14 protein-coding genes and 1 pseudogene are annotated in these 18,070 nt (G+C 66.9%); 9 read left to right on the top strand and 6 right to left on the bottom strand.

All coding sequences use genetic code 11. From position 1 onward, the window contains the following. Positions 1–132 precede the first annotated feature (132 nt). Together ON44_RS19925 and ON44_RS19920 are read left to right on the top strand one after the other, a co-directional pair. A complete protein-coding gene (locus tag ON44_RS19925; protein WP_040692265.1) occupies positions 133–462 on the top strand; it encodes a type VII secretion target in 330 nt (109 codons plus the stop codon). After that, a complete protein-coding gene (locus ON44_RS19920; RefSeq protein WP_040692264.1) occupies positions 459–2,075 on the top strand; it encodes a hypothetical protein in 1,617 nt (538 codons plus the stop codon). The genes ON44_RS19925 and ON44_RS19920 overlap by 4 nt, the downstream gene beginning before the upstream one ends. Before the next feature lie 133 nt (positions 2,076–2,208). Here the strand turns inward: ON44_RS19920 and ON44_RS19915 are convergent, their stop codons facing one another. Then, on the bottom strand, positions 2,209–2,730 hold the full coding sequence (locus tag ON44_RS19915) for a hypothetical protein (RefSeq protein WP_040692262.1): 522 nt from the start codon (positions 2,728–2,730) through the stop codon (positions 2,209–2,211). 63 nt (positions 2,731–2,793) lie between these two features. Continuing rightward, on the bottom strand, positions 2,794–3,717 hold the full coding sequence (gene ypfJ / locus ON44_RS19910) for a KPN_02809 family neutral zinc metallopeptidase (RefSeq protein ID WP_040692261.1): 924 nt from the start codon (positions 3,715–3,717) through the stop codon (positions 2,794–2,796). 251 nt (positions 3,718–3,968) lie between these two features. On the opposite strand from ypfJ, the gene aspS reads away from it, so the two are divergent. Next, complete coding sequence (gene aspS, locus ON44_RS19905; protein ID WP_040692292.1) at positions 3,969–5,765, top strand: aspartate--tRNA ligase; 1,797 nt, start codon at positions 3,969–3,971, stop codon at positions 5,763–5,765. A gap of 164 nt (positions 5,766–5,929) precedes the next feature. Then, the gene (locus ON44_RS19900; protein WP_051182215.1) at positions 5,930–6,898 is read left to right on the top strand and encodes a DUF389 domain-containing protein; all 969 of its coding nucleotides are present in this window, start codon (positions 5,930–5,932) and stop codon (positions 6,896–6,898) included. A gap of 67 nt (positions 6,899–6,965) precedes the next feature. Here ON44_RS19900 and ON44_RS52675 read toward each other — a convergent pair whose 3' ends face one another. Continuing rightward, complete coding sequence (locus tag ON44_RS52675) at positions 6,966–8,198, bottom strand: DUF2189 domain-containing protein (RefSeq protein ID WP_245567239.1); 1,233 nt, start codon at positions 8,196–8,198, stop codon at positions 6,966–6,968. A gap of 193 nt (positions 8,199–8,391) precedes the next feature. Here ON44_RS52675 and ON44_RS19890 point away from each other — a divergent pair, with 193 nt between their 5' ends. Further along, positions 8,392–9,561 (top strand): phosphotransferase family protein, encoded by a 1,170-nt coding sequence (locus ON44_RS19890; RefSeq protein ID WP_040692259.1) that lies wholly within the window; start codon positions 8,392–8,394, stop codon positions 9,559–9,561. Positions 9,562–9,579: 18 nt separating this feature from the next. Here ON44_RS19890 and ON44_RS19885 read toward each other — a convergent pair whose 3' ends face one another. The 3 genes from ON44_RS19885 to ON44_RS19875 all read right to left on the bottom strand — a co-directional run bounded on the left by ON44_RS19885 (position 9,580) and on the right by ON44_RS19875 (position 12,967). Beyond that, complete coding sequence (locus ON44_RS19885) at positions 9,580–10,833, bottom strand: RNA polymerase sigma factor (RefSeq protein ID WP_306306499.1); 1,254 nt, start codon at positions 10,831–10,833, stop codon at positions 9,580–9,582. 4 nt (positions 10,834–10,837) lie between these two features. After that, a complete protein-coding gene (locus ON44_RS19880) occupies positions 10,838–11,185 on the bottom strand; it encodes a YciI family protein (RefSeq protein WP_040692258.1) in 348 nt (115 codons plus the stop codon). Positions 11,186–11,344: 159 nt separating this feature from the next. Continuing rightward, positions 11,345–12,967 carry an alkaline phosphatase D family protein gene (locus tag ON44_RS19875; protein ID WP_040692283.1) on the bottom strand — a complete coding sequence of 541 codons (1,623 nt, stop codon included), beginning with the start codon at positions 12,965–12,967 and terminating at the stop codon, positions 11,345–11,347. 141 nt (positions 12,968–13,108) lie between these two features. Here ON44_RS19875 and ON44_RS19870 point away from each other — a divergent pair, with 141 nt between their 5' ends. From ON44_RS19870 to ON44_RS19855, 4 genes and pseudogenes are all read left to right on the top strand, one after another. After that, complete coding sequence (locus ON44_RS19870; protein ID WP_373283181.1) at positions 13,109–14,455, top strand: replication-associated recombination protein A; 1,347 nt, start codon at positions 13,109–13,111, stop codon at positions 14,453–14,455. Positions 14,456–14,651: 196 nt separating this feature from the next. Then, positions 14,652–17,318 (top strand): alanine--tRNA ligase, encoded by a 2,667-nt coding sequence (alaS, locus tag ON44_RS19865; protein ID WP_040692256.1) that lies wholly within the window; start codon positions 14,652–14,654, stop codon positions 17,316–17,318. Beyond that, entirely contained in the window at positions 17,318–17,851 is a 534-nt protein-coding gene (ruvX, locus tag ON44_RS19860; RefSeq protein ID WP_040692253.1) for a Holliday junction resolvase RuvX, read from the top strand. The genes alaS and ruvX overlap by 1 nt, the downstream gene beginning before the upstream one ends. Next, positions 17,848–18,070: pseudogene (locus ON44_RS19855) on the top strand (endolytic transglycosylase MltG); the annotation flags it as partial. The gene ruvX and the pseudogene ON44_RS19855, both read left to right, overlap by 4 nt.

The following is an 18,070-nucleotide window of genomic DNA, read 5'->3' as shown; positions in this document are numbered from 1 at the left end:
GGCGCCGGTACCGACCCGCAGCTGCGCAGGGGCCCGATCGCAGCCGAGCTGCCGGTGCGGGCAGGGAGTAGATGTTGATCGACGCTATGAACACGGAACTACAGTTCACGACGATTTGGGGGGTGCAACTCGATGGCTGATCTCTCGGTGGAGACCGATGCGGTCCGAGCATTCGCGGCGACCAATGCCGGGGTCGCCGGCGAGATCGCGGGAGCGGGCAATTTCGATGCCGTGCAGAACGTTGCGGCGCTCACACCGGTATTCGGTCTGATCGGCGCCGATTATCTGTTGGCGTTCGCCGCGGCACAGGTGTTGCAGGCCAAGGACATCAATGATCTGTCGGCCAAATACGACAAGCTCTCCAAGTCCGCGTTCACCGCGGCCGGAGCGTTCGACACCACCGACTTCGGCAACGCGGGCGTACTGAACGCGATCGCCGACCAGGTCGGAGGCGGGGCATGAGACCGATGGATACCGGCGCGACCGGCGTGATCGCACCCGATCAGCAGAGCGTGGCGATCGAAGAGGCCGTGATCGCGACGCAGAACACCGCCGTCGACGCACTGCAGAACGCGTCGCAGGGATTGAGCGATCTGTCGCTGCCGCAGTTGCCCGCGGATCTGCCGCCGATCGAGGCGCCCGAATTCGTGCTCGCGCGCAAGATCACCGAGGATTCGCCGCAGCTGGGGACCATGCCGGCGGGTATGCCTGGGCTCAACGGCAATTCGACCCCCGACGCGAGCGCGATTCTGTCCGGTGTGGTGCCGCCCGATGTGTCGCAGGCGTTTACGGATGCGCAGACCGCGATCAGCCATGCGGCTGCGCCGGTGGTGCAGGCGGCGCAGAGCGCGGCGCAACAGGCGCAGAGTGCCATGAGCAGTGCGCTCGGCGGGGCGAGCAACCAGGGAGCGGCGGCGGCCGCAGCGGCGACGAATATTCCGTCCGATCCGGTCGCGGCGCTGATGCAGGGGCTATCGATTCCCGGGATTCCCGGAATCGATACGCTGTTCCAGCCGATCCTGGAGCTGCTCAACAGCTTCGGCACCGGCGTCATCGGAGCCTTCGACCCGACTGCGATTCTCAGTCAGTCATCCAAGATCATCGAGGCCGCGGTATCGGTCGGCAAGGGTGGTCTGCAGACCGTCGAGCAGCTGTGGCAGGGCCAGTCGTCCCGCGAGGCGCAGGCCGCCAGCACCACCGCGCAGACCCAGGGGCAGGACACCAGTCAGCGCGGTATCGATATCTCCGAACTCACCCAGCGGGCCGCCGCGGTGGTGCAGCAGGGCAATGTGCAGCTGTTGGGTATCGCGGGCGAATTCGCCACGCAGGCAACCGCACTCGTGCCGGTGGCGCTGACGCCGCCCGGTCAGGCCGCGCTCATCGCGACCGCGACCGAACATCTCGGATCGGCCGTCGCGGTCGCCAATGCCACCCGCGGTGACCTGGCCGGGAAGACCGCCGAGCTGACCGGTCTGGTGAACCAGCTCCTCGGGACCAGCGGTCTGCCCGCGCCGCAGGAGGTCGCGCAGGCGGTCATGCAGAACATCGGTGAGCCGATCATGGAACAGGCGCAGTCCGTCGCGCAGGATGCGTCGACCAATGCCGCAGGCCTGTTGGACGGTTCCAGCACCTCCGGGTCACCGAGCACGTCCACCACGGCGGCATCGACCAATACCGGGCACACCACCTCGGGGATCTCGGGTATGAGCGGTATCGGAAGCCGTTCCGGTTCGCCGAGCACGTCGGGCTCGCCGTCGACGCAGAAGGTGACCGGCACGCCGGGCAGCACCGTGTCACCCATCAGCCGGGTCTCGGGCCTGTCCGGCACATCCCTGGGTACGGGTACGTCGACCAGCGCGGCGAGCTCGGGGAGTTCCTTCATGGGCGGCAGCCCCGGCGCCACCGGCCAACGCGGCGGCAACGACGACGAGCACACCCGCAATGTGGACCCGTACCAGAGCCGCACCGGCAACGATGACCTCACCGGGCCACTCGGTGAGTCCACTCCGGACGTCATCGGCGCGACCCACCCGGATGAATTGGTCAGCTCGGACTACGAACAGGACCAGTTCTAGTCCGAAGGAGTTCTCCAATGCCCCCGCTCGATTTCGAGTGGAAGGGGCATTGGTGTTCTGTGCATACGTCCGAACAGTGTCGCGGTACCTCAGGCCTTCCTCGTGGCGATCGCTACCGAGGTCGACAACCGGCTCAGTGGTCTCGGGTGAAGGCGTCGACGAGTTTGCGATAGAGGTCGGTGAAGCGTTTGCGGTTGGCTTGTTGGTCAAAGGTGAGGTTCTCGGTCGCGTCGGGGGCGTACATGAGGACATGGACGTCTTGGTCGGGCGGCGCAGGCATGAGGTCGATGATCTGAGTGCCCTGGTCGGTGGCGCTGGGCATGCCGAGGTCGAGGGCGGCGAGTGATTTGGTTTCCGCCAGCGCGGCATTCAGGACGTCGGTGGGGATGGTGCCGGTGAGCCGCTGCGGTGGGGTGTCGGCGGCGCGAGTGGTGGATGCGGCGTCGGGCTGTGCGACCGCGTGGCCGTCGGCGTAGATCTGCAGCACCGGGCGCAGGTCGACCCGCTCGGACCAACCGCTCGGGATGGTCGTGAGTGTCAGCAGTGCCGGGGTGGGCGGTTGTGGTGCGTCGGCAGCGGGTTCGGCTGAGGCGACACCCCAACTACCCGCGAGCGCCACGACGAGAAACAGCAGTGCCGACTTCGTTCTCCGCATGAAATCCCTATCTACGCTGTGCCACAGTCCAACTGGCCTCGATTATCGACGATCCGTCGGCGATCAGCGTAAGGCCGACGGGTTGTTCAGGTCGGCAGCCGAGTACGTGTCGCATGCTTGGACCTGACCGGTTTTGTAGCCGGTGATGAACCATTTCTGGCGTTGGTCCGAGGACCCGTGGGTCCAGGCCTCCGGGTTGACGCGCCCCTGGGCGGCACGCTGGATCCGGTCGTCGCCGACGGCGGACGCGGCGGAGAGGGCGTCACGGATATCGTTGTCGGACAGGGCTTTCAGGAACGGTTGATCGGTGCCGGGGGCGGGCTGTTTGTCGGCGAAGTGGGCCCAGATGCCCGCGTAGCAGTCGGCCTGGAGTTCGGTGCGCACCGCGCCGGACTCCGGTCCGCGCGGATCCTGTTGGGCCCGACCGATATCGCCGAGCAGATTCTGGATGTGGTGGCCGACCTCATGCGCCACCACGTACTCCTGGGCGAGTGGACCGCCGCTGGAACCGAAGCGGTCGACCAGTTCCTGGAAGAAGGCGGTGTCGAAGTAGGCGGTCCGGTCGGCGGGGCAGTAGAACGGGCCGACCGCGCTGGTCGCATTGCCACAACCGGTCGAGACCGCGCCGGAGAACAACACCAGCTTCGGCTTCGAATACTTCTTGCCGGTCTGCTGTGGCAGCTGTGCCGCCCACACCGCGTCGAGGCTCTGTGCGGTGAGCACCACCCGGCAGTCGACGTACTTATTGGCGTCCGCGCCGGTCTTACAGTGCGCGGGCGTGCCCGCGGTGCCGGGCTGCACAGTGCTGCTCTCGCTGCCGTTCAACTGGCCGAGCAGCGAACCGGGATCCCCACCGAGCAACAGGCCGACTACCAGCAGGATGAGACCCCCGGCACCACCGCCGAGGGCGAGCTTGCCGCCCATTCCGGGTCCACCGCCGGATGAAGCCCGATCCGGGTCGATCTGGAGGCCTTCGTTGAAGGTCATCTGCTCCGCTTTCTGTGTTGGATTTGCGGCGCCTGCGGCGCCGCGTGTTCGCGGCCCCTGCTGTCTCGCACCCTGGTGGGAACGTGTGCGGTACTGCCCGGTTTCGGTCCAAACCTGCGGACCGACGACCTGATGTCTACAGCTTCGCACGCGGGGCGGCGATATCGGTTTCCTCTCGGGATATGTGTCTCACTACGATGGCAACCGCACCGGATCGCCCTGCCGGTGTCACATTCGTCGAAAGGAATCCCGTGCTGCGCACCCACTTGGCTGGTTCGCTGCGAAGCGAGCACGCCGGTCAGACCGTCACCCTCACCGGCTGGGTGGCCCGGCGTCGTGACCACGGTGGCGTGATCTTCATCGATCTGCGCGATGCGTCGGGTGTGGCGCAGGCGGTGTTCCGCGAGGGCGAGCCCGCTGCGCAGGCACACAAACTGCGTGCCGAATTCTGCGTGCAGGTCACCGGTGTGGTCGAGCAGCGGCCCGACGGCAACGAGAACCCGGAGCTGCCGACCGGTTCCATCGAGGTCAACGTCACCGAGCTCGAGGTGCTCAACGAGAGTGCGCCGTTGCCGTTCCAGCTCGACGAGCAGCCCGGTGACGAGGCCCGCCTCAAGTACCGCTACCTCGACCTGCGTCGCGAGGCGCCGGGTAAGGCCATCCGGCTGCGCTCGAAGGTCAACGCGGCCGCCCGCGCGGTGCTGGCCCGTCATGAATTCATCGAGGTCGAGACCCCGACGATGACCCGCTCGACGCCCGAGGGTGCCCGCGACTTCCTGGTGCCCGCGCGCCTGCAGCCGGGCAGTTTCTACGCATTGCCGCAGAGCCCGCAGCTGTTCAAGCAGCTGCTGATGGTCGCTGGTATCGAGCGGTACTACCAGATCGCGCGCTGCTACCGCGACGAGGACTTCCGCGCCGACCGCCAGCCCGAATTCACCCAGCTCGACCTCGAGATGAGCTTCGTGCGCCAGGAGGACGTGATCCTGGTCGCCGAGGAAATCCTGGAAGCGCTGTGGAAGCTGGTCGGCTACGAGATCCCGTTCCCGATTCCGCATATGACCTACGCGGAAGCGATGCGCCGCTTCGGTAGCGATAAGCCGGACCTGCGCTTCGGTGTCGAGATCACCGAATGCACCGAATATTTCAAGGAGACCCCGTTCCGGGTGTTCCAGGCGGAGTACGTGGGCGCGGTCGTGATGCCCGGTGGCGCGAGTCAGCCCCGGCGTCAGCTCGATGCCTGGCAGGAGTGGGCCAAGCAGCGCGGCGCCAAGGGGCTGGCGTATGTGCTGGTGCAGGAGGACGGCACGCTCGGCGGTCCGGTCGCCAAGAACCTCAGTGAATCCGAGCGCGATGGCCTGGCGAAGCATGTCGGCGCGGTACCGGGTGACTGTGTGTTCTTCGCCGCGGGCCCGGCCAAGGCGCAGCGCGCGCTGCTCGGTGCGGCGCGGGGCGAGATCGCGCGCAAATGCGGTCTGATCGATGAGAACGCGTGGGCGTTCGTGTGGATCGTGGATGCGCCGATGTTCGAACCCGCCGCCGAGGCGACCGCGAGTGGCGATGTGGCACTTGGTCATTCGGCATGGACCGCGGTGCACCACGCGTTCACCTCACCCAAGCCGGAGTCGCTGGACACGTTCGACACCGACCCGGGCAAGGCCCTGGCCTACGCCTACGACATCGTCTGCAACGGCAACGAGATCGGCGGCGGCAGCATCCGTATCCATCGCCGCGATGTGCAGGAGCGCGTCTTCAATGTGATGGGCATCGGGCACGACGAGGCGCAGGAGAAGTTCGGCTTCCTGCTCGACGCGTTCTCCTACGGCGCCCCGCCACACGGCGGTATCGCCTTCGGCTGGGACCGGATCACCGCGCTGCTGGCCGGCATGGATTCGATCCGTGAGGTCATCGCCTTCCCGAAGACGGGTGGCGGTGTGGATCCGCTGACCGATGCGCCCGCGCCGATCACCGCGCAGCAGCGCAAGGAAGCGGGCCTGGACTTCAAGCCGGAGAAGAAGAAGGACGGCGAGGCGAAGGGCGCCGCCGAGTAGGCCGGACGTTCGCGGCGGCTCGGACCCGCTTTCGACCGTCATCGGTCGGCATGACGAGTACGGTGCGGGTCGTCTCGCTGGATAGCGAGGCGGTCGCCTGAACGGTACTTTTTGGTCAATATCGCCGATGCTGTCGCATCGACGCCGACCACGAGGGGGTCCCGTTGCTGCACTTGCGCATGATCAGCCCGCCCGAACTCACCGACAAGGTGATGGCGGTGCTGAGTGCCGACCCGGGCGTCACGCATGTGACGCTGGCGCGCGGTGTCGCCGTCGAGCCCGTCGGTGACCTGATCCAGGCCGATGTCGCGCGTGAGGCCGCCAATGATGTGCTCGCCGATCTGACCACGCTCGGTATCAAACACACCGGCGGCATCACGCTCGGCCCCGTCGAGACGGTGATTTCCGATGCGGGTGAGCGGGCGGTCGAAGAGGCTCCGGGCGATCCGACCGATGCGGTGGTGTGGGAGGAACTGCTCGCCCAGACCCATGAGGAGTCCTCGCTGACGCTGACCTTCGTCGCCTTCCTCACCATCGCCTGCCTGCTCGCGGCCGTCGGCGTGGCCACCGACTCACCGGTGACGATCGTCGGCGCGATGGTGGTCGGGCCGGAATTCGGGCCGCTGGCAGCCTTTTCGGTGGGGCTGTGGCGGCGCGATTTCCTGCTCGCCCGCAGGTCGGCGATCGCACTGCTGGTGGCATTTCCCGTGGCGATGGTCATCACGCTGTTGGCGACCTTGCTGTGGGAGCAGTTCGGCTGGATCACGCCGACCGGGGTGGAAGCCATCGAGAATGTCGACTTCATCTATGAGGTCGGGCCGTTCTCACTGGTGGTCGCGCTGCTGGCGGGTGCGGCAGGCATGCTGGCGGTGGTGACCGCGAAATCGGCGGCACTGGTCGGGGTGTTCATCTCGGTCACCACCGTCCCCGCGGCCGGATTCGCGGTGATCGCGGCGACTCTGGGGGAGTGGCATGTCGCGTTCATGTCGGCGGGGCAGCTCGCCGTGAACCTGGCCGGCATTGTCACGGCCGGGGTGCTCGTGCTGGCGCTGCGCCCGCGCGCGGGTAGCGAGGGGGGACCGATCGCCCGGTTCAAGCAGTGGTGGTGGATGCGGTCACTGCCCTCGAAGTGACCACCAATTCTGTTGCGGGGCCGATGTTCCGGTGCGCTGGGAGCAGATGCGCCCAGCACACCGGAGGCTAGGACACAGACACGGTGCCGCCGGTGAGTGCCCGGTAGGCGTAGGTCACCGCGATCGTGCACACCGGTCCGGCGACCAGCAGGCCGAAGCCGCACAGCAGGGTGGCGACAAAGGTGATGACCAGCACGGCGAGGCCGAGTAGCAGCACCTGCCCGATATTGGCGATGACCAGCGTCGCGCTGGACTTGATCGCGTCGAACGGACCCTGTTCTTGATCGACGACGAAGTGCAGTGAGAACATGCACAGGAATCCGGCGATCAGACCGGGCACGAAGCACAGCGCCGCGCCGATCCAGGTGAGCGCGAAGGCGAGCAGGGCTGTCAAGAGGACATTGCCCGCATTCACGAAATGGAAGTAGGACGCGAAAGTCGGTTTGTTGCCATCGGTTTCGTAGAGGGCGCCGCGGATCATGGCGGCCTGCAACAGCCAGATCGCGACCATGACCGCGAGGAAGATCAGCAATAGACTGAACAGCGAATTCGGTTGCACGGCCTGGACGATGAGCACGAAGGCGAGATAGATGATCACGCCGACCGCGGTAACGGCCAGCCAGGGGCCGAAATTCGCGCGGAACTTCTCCCAGCCGTAGCTCAGGGCATTGCCGACATCGAGGGTCGTCGGCGCGCCGGGGGCGGATTGGTAGCCGTAGGTCGGCGCGCCGGGCTGAGCGCCCGGAGGCATTGCGCCGGGGGGAGGCATCGTACCGACCGGTTCGAAACCGGGTTGCGTTGCGCCAGGCGGCATTGCGCCGGGAGGTACGGCACCGGGCGGCATGGTGCCGGGCTTCGCCAGGCCGGGCGCTGCTGCGCCGGCCGGATCGAAGCCGGGTTGCATTGCGCCCGGCGGGACCGCTCCAGCAGCCGTTGCGGCAGCTCCGGGCGGCATCGCGCCAGGGGGCATCGATGCGGGATGCGCCGAGCCGGGACCGGTTCCCGGTGGGCCGTAGCTCGGCTGTCCCGGTTGTCCGGGCGCGCCGACCGGCGGTGGCGGCTCCACCGGTTCACTACCGTACTGCGCTGCGCCGGGACCCTCGAACTGTGGGTAGCCCGCGGGTCCGGCCATCTCGTGCCTGCCGTGTCCGGTGCTCGGTTCCGTCGGTTGCGGATTCGGACTTTCGTGCTGACCCGGACGCGCGGCGAACTGTTCGCCGTCACCTTCGTCAGGCGCGCCGCCGCTCGGTTCGGGCGAGCCGGTTGGTTCGTTCGGCTTGGGCGACGGTGAGTCGGACATTGTCTGCAGACCTTTCGACGCAACTGGTTTGCGGTGTGGCGCACGGCAGTTGACGATGAGAAAACCGGACAGCCGCAATGGTGTCAAGCAACCAGCGCCCGTTCCGCAACCTTGACGCAGACACGCCGAACGACGCGGAAAGGTTGTGTAACCGCTCGCTAGAAGTGACCCGGTGCGAGTAGCTTGATTAGCGATGACCGCACTATTGGCCGAACGCGCCGCCGAAGTCGTGTCCGCAGCACAGCAGTTGCTCACAAAGCGAATGGGTGCTCCGGTAAAGCTGAGCGATCCGATGGAACTCAGCGGTAGTGGTAGGACGACGGTCCTACGCGTGCGTGTTTCAGAGAACGCCTTCTCCCTGCCCCGGACGCTCATCGTCAAGCAGGTTCGCGGATCCGCGGCGGACCGCACGACGGGTGGTCTAGCGCCCGGCGTCGCCAGCATCGACTCCGCGTTTCTACGCGAGGCCGTGTCGTATCAGTTCACCACCGCGCTCAGCCGCGAACAGCGGCCCGGCGCATACGTGATCGCGCACAGCCTCCCGGATCGGCTGCTCGTCCTGAGTGATCTCGGGGAGAACGCCCGGATGACACAGGTGCTGCAATCCGGTGCGGAACCGGCGACGCGCAACGGGCTCATGGCGTTCGCGCAGGCGCTGGGTCGGATGCATGCGGCAACCGTCGGGCGCGAAGCGGATTTCGTCGCGCTGCTGCGCCGGGTGGACGTGGTGCACCGGGTCGACGGCATCGCGCAACAGGCCGAGGCCGCCATCTCCGAGGTGCCCGGCATGCTGCAGCGCGAACTCGGCATCGAGGTTCCCGGTGAGATCGCCGAGCGGATCGTTCGAGGCAATCGCCTGTTCTCCGCGGGTCGCTTCCGTGCATTCAGCCCCTCGGACCTGTGCCCGGACAACGTCATCCTCAACGAAGAGGGCGCACGTTTCCTCGACTACGAATGGGGTGGCTATCGCGACGCCACCCTCGACATCGCCTACGCGCTGGTCTCCTTCCCCGGCTGCCTGTGCGACTTCGAACTGTCCCGCGAGCGCGCCAAGCAAATGGTCGAAGCATGGCGCGCCGAGGTCGTCGGCGTCTGGCCCGCCCTGGCCGACGATGCCGTACTCGCCGAACGTATCCTGGAAGCCCGTCTCATCTGGGTCTGGCTCACCACCTACTGGTTCCTGCCGGCCGACCACACCCGCATCGCCGCCGCCCGCGAACACGGCCTCTCCGTTCCGCGCTCGGAAGCCCTGATCAACCGCTGGGCCGCCCTGGCGGAGGACGCGCGCTGCACCGGCGACGACGCGGTCGGGGATTTCGCCGAGGATGTGTCGGCGATGCTCGAAGAGCGCTGGTCGGAATAGCGCTCCTACTCGGCTGCGTCAGGCCGTGAGGTCGGATAGGCGGGATTCGAGGTGGGCTCGTTCCATGGTGTTTTCGGTTAGGAGTAGCGCCGATTCATAGGCTCGGGCGGCTTCGGTGGTGCGGCCCAATTGGGTGAGAAAGGCCGCGCGGGAGGCTTCGAGGTAGCCGTAGGTGGCGAGGGACGGTTCGGCGGCGAGAGCGTCGAGTAGGGCGAGCGCTCGTGTCGGATTGCCGGAAAGGCCCACTGCTACCGCGTGATTGAGGCGCGCCACTGGCGCGGGCCAGATTCGGAGCAGGAGTACGTACAGGCCGGTGATCTCACGCCAGTCGGTTTCCGCCCAGGACAGTGCCTCGTCGTGGACGGCGGCGATGGCGGCCTGCAGGGTGTACCGATCCGTATGTGGCAGAGCGGTTTTCACCAAGGTAATACCCTCGGCGATGGCCGCGTGATCCCAGCGGGAGCGGTCTTGGTGTTCGAGAGTGCACAGGCGCCCTTCGGCATCCACGCGGGCGGCGCGCCGCGCGTCGGTGAGCAGGATCAGGGCCAGGAGGCCGGTGACGGAAGGGTCGTCAGGGACGAGCGCATGCATCATTCGTGCAAGTTGGAGCGCCCGTTCGACGAGATCGGCACGAACAAGCGCGTCACCCGACGGCGCGGTGTGACCGGTGGTGAACAGCAGATGGATGACCGCGCAGATGGCATCGAGCCGGTCCGGGAGTTCACGCACCGACGGCACCCGATACGGAATGCGCGCCACCGCGATCTTCTTCTTGGCGCGCGTAATTCGGGCCGCCATGGTCGATTCGCTGGTGAGGAAGGCGCGGGCGACTTCGGCGGTGGTGACACCGCAGACCAGACGCAGGGTCAGCGCAACCCGGGCCTCGCGGGCCAGCGCCGGGTGGCAGCAGGTGCTGATCAGACGCAACCGGTCGTCGGGAATGGCGGATGCCGAATCCAGTTCCGCGAGTGCGAGATCGGCGGTGTCGCCGGCCTGGTCGGTGATCAGCATGGGCAGTGCGCGCTGCATGGTCGAATCGCGGCGCAGCAGGTCGAGGCCGCGGCGGCGGGCGACGGTGGTCAGCCAGGCGCCGGGTTTGGCGGGAACGCCGTGCGCGGCCCACTCGGTGAGTGCCCGCGCGTAGGCGTCCTGGACGCATTCCTCGGCGAGGTCGAAATCGCGGACCAGCCGCACCGTCGCGGCGAGCACGAAGGCCCACTCGCGACGGTGCGCCCGGTCGACGGCGGCAGCCGCATCGGTATCGATCGGCACAGGGCTAGTCGAAGGTCATGATCGGGCGCACCTCGACGCCGCCGAATCGGGCGGGCACCTGCTTGGCCACTGCGATCGCGGCGTCCAGATCCGCGGCCTCGATCAGGTAGTAGCCGCCGAGCGCCTCCTTGGCCTCGGCGAACGGGGCATCGGTCACGGTGAAATCGCCGTCGTCCTTCTGCCGGATGGAGGTGGCGGTGGCGGTCGGCTGGAGGGCGTTGCCGCCCTGCAGGGCGTCGCCCGCGATCTCCTGGAAGGTCACGTGCGCCTGGTAGACCTCGCCCATGACCTGCTCCGATGCGGTCGCGTACGCGTTCTCGTCCTCGTAAATCAGCACCAGGTACTGGCTCATGATCTCGCTCCTTCGGGTTGCGCCGGCCCGCCGATCGGGCCGTCGTATTCGTTCCGACGATCGAGCTCGACGGAAATCGACAACCTTCGCGAGAAAAATTCTGCTCCTGGAATCGCGCGGAGTCTCGCAAGTCGTGCCTATGCGGACCCTCCCGAGCGATCAGGCGACCGGTCCCGGGCGTGGCTCGACGCGTCCACCGGAACGAACGGCGAACGAAGCACCGTGACGCACGCCGGAATCGGGATCGGTTATGTCGGTGACGTAGAACCAGTCCATCTGCGCCTGGGCCGGGGTGACCTCCAGGACGCCATAGCCGTGCGACTCCATCTCGACGTACCGCAGATGCCGATTCACCCCCTTGACGGACTCCTCGACCGGGACCGCGACCGTGCGCGGCGGCGCCTTCAGCAGCTCGCCGAGACTCGACGAGGTCACCGACGGGACCACGAATTCCGCGCCCACCGTCGGCCCGCCCGGATAATTCGCCGGGTCGACGGGCAGGTCGGCGGCCCATGAGGAGTGGATATCGCCGGTCAGGAAGACGACATCGCCCACCTGCTGATCGGTGATCGACTGGAACAGTGTGCGACGGTCGGCGGTGTAGCCGTCCCATTGGTCGGCATTGGCCGGAACGCCGGATCGCGGCACACCCATCATGGTCGTGATGGCCTCGGTGGTCGCCGGTTCCAGCGGCGGGAATATCAGCGGCGCGATCATCACCGAATTGCCGACGAGCTTCCACTGCACCGGCGCCGACGTCAAACCGGCAGTGAGCCAATCCATTTGGGCCTTGCCGGTTATAGTGCGCGCCGGGTTGTCGACCTCGCGCCAGCCCGCGACCGGTTCGACCTCCTGATCGCGGTAGCTGCGCAGGTCGAGCATGGACAATTCGGCGAGGTTGCCGAAACGCAGCCGTCGATAGATCTGGACGTCGGCCCCCGAACTGCTCGCCCGGACCGGCATCCACTCGAGATAGGCGCGGGCCGAGGCGGCGCGACGCTGCTGCCAGTCGCCCTCGGTGGCCGGATCGTGGTTGTTCGCACCGCCGGACCAGGCATTGTCCGCGAATTCGTGATCATCCCAGGTGCAGATGAACGGTACTCGCGCGTGCAGCGCGCGCAGATCCGGATCGGTCTTGTACTGCGCATGCCGAATGCGATAGTCGGCGAGGGTGACGATTTCGTTGGCGGGCTCGTGTGTCCGCACCGCGCCGTTGCGTCCGCCGTATTTCCCGCGGCCGTATTCGTAGATGTAGTCGCCGAGGTGCACGATCGCGTCGAGGTCGGTGCGGTCGGCCAGATGTCGGTACGCGTTGAAGTATCCGGCCTCCCAATTCGAGCAGGACACCACGCCGAAGCGCAGTTGGTCGACCCACGCGGTGGTGGCGGGCGCGGTTCGGGTGTGCCCGATGGGGGAGTGCACGCCGAATGCGGTGAAGCGGTAGAAGTACGCGCTGCCGGGCTGTAGATCGGTCACGTCGATTTTGACGGTGTGATCGGAATCCGCTGTGGCCGTGGCGATTCCGGCTGCGGTTACCGAGGCGAAGCGCTCATCGACGGCCACCTCCCAGCGCACCGCCGCCGATTCGCCGATGCCGGAACCGGGCGTCGCGTCGTCGGAGACGGTGACCCGAGTCCAGATGATCACGCCGTTCGGCAGTGGATCACCCGAGGCCACGCCGTGGCGGAATATCGGTCCCTCGGCGCGGGCGGGTGTGGCGATCGCGATCGCGGCGACGGTCGCCGCGGCACCACCCTTCAGCAGAGTGCGTCGAGCGAACATTTCGGAATCTGGAACGACGACGTTTTCAGCCACGGCTGCGATCACAGCCGATCCACGGTCGGCAGGCAAATCGACGCCGTCCCGGACCTTCCGCGCAGCAGCGTTGGGGAGGTGTCGGTCCCCCTCGGTAACGTGCTCGGTGTGAGCGAAGGCTTATTCGACGTGCCCGGCGATGAGGTTCCGACCGGACACTCCATCGACAGTGTGGTGCGCCGCGATGCCGGTGCGCCGCTGGCGGTGCGGATGCGGCCCGCGACATTGGATGAGGTGGTCGGCCAACAGCATCTGCTCGGACCCGGCTCGCCGCTGCGGCGGTTGATCGAGGGTTCGGGCGCGGCGTCGGTGCTGCTGTACGGGCCGCCGGGAACCGGCAAGACGACGCTGGCGTCGTTGATTTCGCAGGCCACCGGTCGGCGCTTCGAGGCGCTGTCGGCCTTGTCGGCCGGGGTGAAGGAGGTGCGCGCGGTCATCGATGTGGCCCGCCGCCGACTCACCGCGGGCGAGCAGACCGTGCTGTTCATCGACGAGGTGCACCGCTTCTCCAAGACCCAGCAGGACGCGTTGCTGGCCGCGGTGGAGAACCGGATCGTACTGCTGGTCGGCGCGACGACCGAGAATCCGTCGTTCTCGGTGGTCTCGCCGCTGCTGTCGCGCTCGCTGGTACTGCAATTGCAGTCGCTCACCGCGGCCGATATCCGGCTGGTGCTCGATCGTGCGCTCGCGGACCCGCGTGGTTACGGCGGCGCGTACACGGTGACCGAGGCCGCGCTCGAGCACATCGTGCGGATCGCGGGTGGTGACGCGCGCCGGGCGCTCACCGCGCTGGAGGCATCGGCGGAATCCTCGTTGGACGGTACCGTCGATGTGGATCTGGTCGAGGCCAGCGTGGACAAGGCGGCCGTGCGCTACGACCGTGCCGGAGACCAGCACTACGACGTGGTGAGCGCCTTCATCAAATCCATTCGCGGCTCGGATGTCGATGCGGCACTGCACTATCTGGCTCGCATGCTCAGCGCGGGCGAGGATCCTCGCTTCATCGCCCGGCGCCTGGTGATTTCGGCGAGCGAGGATATCGGCATGGCCGATCCGATGGCGATGCAGACCGCGGTCGCGGCGGCACACGTCGTGCAGCTGATCGGCATGCCCGAAGCCCAGCTCACCCTGACCCACGCGACGATTCACCTGGCCACGGCCCCCAAATCCGGTGCCGTGCCTGCCGCGCTCGGTGCCGCGCTCGCCGATATTTCGGCAGGCAAGGCGGGTATGGTCCCGGCACATCTACGCGACGGCCACTACGCGGGAGCCGCCGCCCTCGGTAACGCCCAGGGCTACAAATACCCGCACGACGACCCGGACGGCGTACTGGCCCAACAGTATCCACCCGACGAAATCGTCGGCCGCGACTACTACACCCCGACCGACCACGGTGTCGAACGCGATATCCAACGCCGGGTCGAGAAGCTACGCAGAATCGTCCGCGGACGCTGACGGTGTGCGCGGCGCCCAGCCGCTCTCCGAACATGTGTGGCGTTATCGTGACTGCGTCGGTGCATACCTGATCAGGTCGGTATCGCGATGGATACCGAGCCCCTGAAGTCCCGGGTCCTTTGACGGCCGCGGCAAGTGTGCGGCAGCACCCGGTCGCTGAAAAAGGGGATGCGGGGCACCGGTAGGCTGGATATCTGTGCAGACCCACGAGATCCGACGGCGATTCCTGGACCATTTTGTCCGTGCCGGACACACCGAGGTGCCCAGTGCCTCGCTGATCCTGGCCGACCCGACCCTGTTGTTCGTCAACGCGGGCATGGTTCAGTTCAAGCCGTATTTCTTGGGCCAGGAGGCGCCGCCGTTCCCGCGCGCGACCAGTGTGCAGAAGTGCGTGCGCACCGGCGATATCGAAGAGGTCGGCGTCACCACCCGGCACAACACCTTCTTCCAGATGGCGGGCAACTTCTCTTTCGGTGACTACTTCAAGGAGGGCGCCATCACCCTCGCCTGGGAGTTGATCAGCAAGTCGCAGGAGGACGGCGGCTACGGCTTCGATCCGGAGCGGATCTGGGTGACGGCCTACGAATCCGACCCGGAGGCCGCCGAGATCTGGCACCGGGTCGCGGGCATCCCGAAGGAGCGGATCCAATTCCGCGACGGCAAGGACAACTACTGGGATATGGGTGTGCCCGGCCCGGGTGGCCCGTGTTCGGAGATCTACTACGACCGCGGCCCCGAATACGGTAGGGACGGCGGCCCGGTCGCCGACGAGGACCGCTACCTGGAGATCTGGAATCTGGTCTTCATGCAGGACATCCGCGGTGAGCAGAGCCCCAAGCTCGGCTACCCGCCGGTCGGATCGCTGCCCAAGAAGAATATCGATACCGGTATGGGCGTCGAGCGCATCGCGCTGCTGCTGCAGGGCGTCGACAACGTTTACGAGACCGACCTGCTGCGCCCGATCATCGATAAGGCCGAGGAGTTGACCGGCCGGTCCTACGGTGTCGAACACGAGGACGATCGCCGTTTCCGCGTCATCGCCGACCATGCCCGCACCTCGGCCATGCTGATCGCCGACGGTGTCAACCCGGGCAATGAGGGCCGTGGCTATGTGCTGCGCCGCCTGCTGCGCCGGATCGTGCGCTCGGCCCGGTTGCTCGGCGCGGACAAGCCGGTGATCGGCGAATTCATGAAGGTCGTCAGCGAGCTGATGTCCCCGTCGTATCCGGAACTCGCCACCGACTTCGCGCGGATCGAGAATGTCGCGGTGGGTGAGGAGACCGCGTTCCTCAAGACGCTCAATACCGGCTCCCGGCTGTTCGCCGATGCCGTCGATGAGGTTGCGGCCAAGGGCGGCAAGACGATTCCGGGTTCGGACGCCTTCAAACTGCACGACACCTACGGCTTCCCGATCGAGCTGACCCTGGAGATGGCAGCCGAGGCCGGACTGTCGGTCGACGAGGAGGGCTTCCGCTCGCTCATGGCCGAGCAGCGGAAGATGGCCAAGGAGGACGCACAGGCGCGCAAGCACGGCCATGCCGACCTGTCCATCTACAAGGAGTTGGTCGACCGCGGCGCAACGGAATTCACCGGTTTCGACGAGCTGACCTCCGAGGCGCACGTCCTCGCGCTGATCGCCGACGGTGTCCGGGTGCCGACCGCCACCATCGGCCAGGACGTCGAGGTGATCCTGGACCGCAGCCCGCTGTACGCGGAGTCCGGTGGTCAAATCGCCGATCGCGGCACCATTACGGCGCAGGGCCTCAAACTACGCGTCAACGATGTGCAGAAGATCGCCAAGAAGCTGTGGGTGCACAAGACCACGGTCGAACAGGGCCAGATCACCGAGGGTGACGTCGTGCTCGCCCAAGCCGATCCGGCCTGGCGCCACGGCGCCACCCAGGGCCACTCCGGCACGCATATGGTGCATGCCGCGCTGCGGCAGGTGCTCGGCCCGAACGCCGTGCAGGCCGGTTCGCTGAACAAGCCCGGCTATCTGCGTTTCGACTTCAACTGGCAGGGCCAGCTCTCCGAACAGCAGAAGGCCGATATCGAGGCCGTCTCCAATGACGCGGTCGGCTCGGACTTCCCCGTGAACACCTTCGTCACCGATCTGCCCAAGGCCAAGCAGATGGGCGCGCTCGCGCTGTTCGGCGAGAACTATGGCGACGAGGTGCGCGTGGTGGAGATCGGCGGACCGTTCTCGATGGAGCTGTGCGGTGGTACACACGTACAGCATTCCTCGCAGATCGGCCCGATCACCGTGCTCGGCGAATCGGCGATCGGTTCCGGTAAGCGACGTGTGGAGGCCTTCGTCGGCCTGGACTCATACAAGTATCTGGCGAAGGAGCGTGCGCTGCTGGCCGGTGTCGCGTCCTCGCTGAAGGTGCCTTCGGAGGAGGTGCCTGCGCGCGTCGAGCAGCTCGTGGAGCGGCTGAAGGTGGCCGAGAAGGAACTCGAGCGCACCAAGATCGCCACGGTGCTCGCCTCGGCGGCCAAGTTCGTGGACGAGGCCGAGCGGGTCGGCAGCGTGCTGCTGGTGGCCGCAGCCGCGCCCGAAGGTGTCACCGCCGGTGACCTGCGCACCCTCGCCACCGATATCCGTGGCCGGTTCGGCACCGAACCTGCGGTCGTCGTGCTGCTCGGCAATGCCGATGGCAAGGTGCCCTTCGTCGTGACGGTCAACAAGAGCGCGCAGGATCTCGGCTTCAAGGCCGGCGATCTGGTCGCCAGCTTCGGCCCGAGCATTTCCGGTCGCGGCGGCGGCAAGCCGGAGATGGCGCAGGGCGCCGGTTCGGACCCCGCGGGTATCGAAGTCGGTCTGGCCGCGGTCCGTGCCCGGGTGGCCGAACTCGCCGGGTGATGGGCGACTCGGAGAGTCATCGTCCCTCGCCCGACACCGATCCCGGCCGCGGCAGGCGGATCGGCATCGATGTCGGCAGTGTCCGAATCGGGGTCGCCTCCAGTGACCCGGACGGCATGCTCGCCACGCCCGTGGAAACGGTGGCGCGCGCGAAGCCGAATAAGCGCGCGCCCGGACCGGCAAGCGACATTTCCAGAATTGCCGAAATTGTGCGGGAATACGAAGCCGTCGAGGTCATCGTCGGTCTGCCACGGACATTGCGCGGGGAAAAGGGGACCGCAGCCGATGCGGCGATGGCGTTCGCGGAGCGTTTGCGCGCAGTCATAGCACCCGTGCCTATCCGACTTTCCGACGAACGTTTGACTACGGTGTCAGCTGCACGTGCATTGCGGGACAGTGGAGTTCGCGCGCGTGGCCAGCGGCAGGTGATCGATCAGGCGGCCGCCGTAGCGATCCTGCAGGGATGGTTGGACGAACGGAGTGCGGTGTTGAAGTCGGCCGAAGCGGCGTCTGATTCCGGAGACGGTGCATGACGGATCGATGGGCGCGAGCCGAGGAACGTTTCCGTCAGCGCGAGGCTGAGCGGCGTTACCGGCGAAACGACCAAGCATGGGAGGACTACGACGACGACACCACAGTCATTCCGCGCTACACCGACGAAGATCACGACGAGGCACTCGAGGCCGAGCGTTCGCGGCGTGCGGCCCCGCAGCGGGCCGAGCGCGGGGAACCGCGGCGTGGGCGTCCGCGGC

The organism is Nocardia vinacea NBRC 16497, assembly GCF_000308835.1.
GTDB classification, from domain to species: domain Bacteria; phylum Actinomycetota; class Actinomycetes; order Mycobacteriales; family Mycobacteriaceae; genus Nocardia; species Nocardia vinacea.
The sequence above is the reverse complement of the archived record's forward strand: the minus strand, read 5'-3'. Positions and strand labels throughout refer to the sequence as shown.

Coding starts and splice junctions, on each gene's coding strand:
- ON44_RS19925 (WP_040692265.1), top strand. CDS start 133: ATGGCTGATCTCTCGGTGGAGACCGATGCGGTCCGAGCATTCGCGGCG.
- ON44_RS19920 (WP_040692264.1), top strand. CDS start 459: ATGAGACCGATGGATACCGGCGCGACCGGCGTGATCGCACCCGATCAG.
- ON44_RS19915 (WP_040692262.1), bottom strand. CDS start 2,730: ATGCGGAGAACGAAGTCGGCACTGCTGTTTCTCGTCGTGGCGCTCGCG.
- ypfJ (WP_040692261.1), bottom strand. CDS start 3,717: ATGACCTTCAACGAAGGCCTCCAGATCGACCCGGATCGGGCTTCATCC.
- ON44_RS52675 (WP_245567239.1), bottom strand. CDS start 8,198: ATGTCCGACTCACCGTCGCCCAAGCCGAACGAACCAACCGGCTCGCCC.
- ON44_RS19890 (WP_040692259.1), top strand. CDS start 8,392: ATGACCGCACTATTGGCCGAACGCGCCGCCGAAGTCGTGTCCGCAGCA.
- ON44_RS19880 (WP_040692258.1), bottom strand. CDS start 11,185: ATGAGCCAGTACCTGGTGCTGATTTACGAGGACGAGAACGCGTACGCG.
- ON44_RS19875 (WP_040692283.1), bottom strand. CDS start 12,967: ATGTTCGCTCGACGCACTCTGCTGAAGGGTGGTGCCGCGGCGACCGTC.
- ruvX (WP_040692253.1), top strand. CDS start 17,318: ATGGGCGACTCGGAGAGTCATCGTCCCTCGCCCGACACCGATCCCGGC.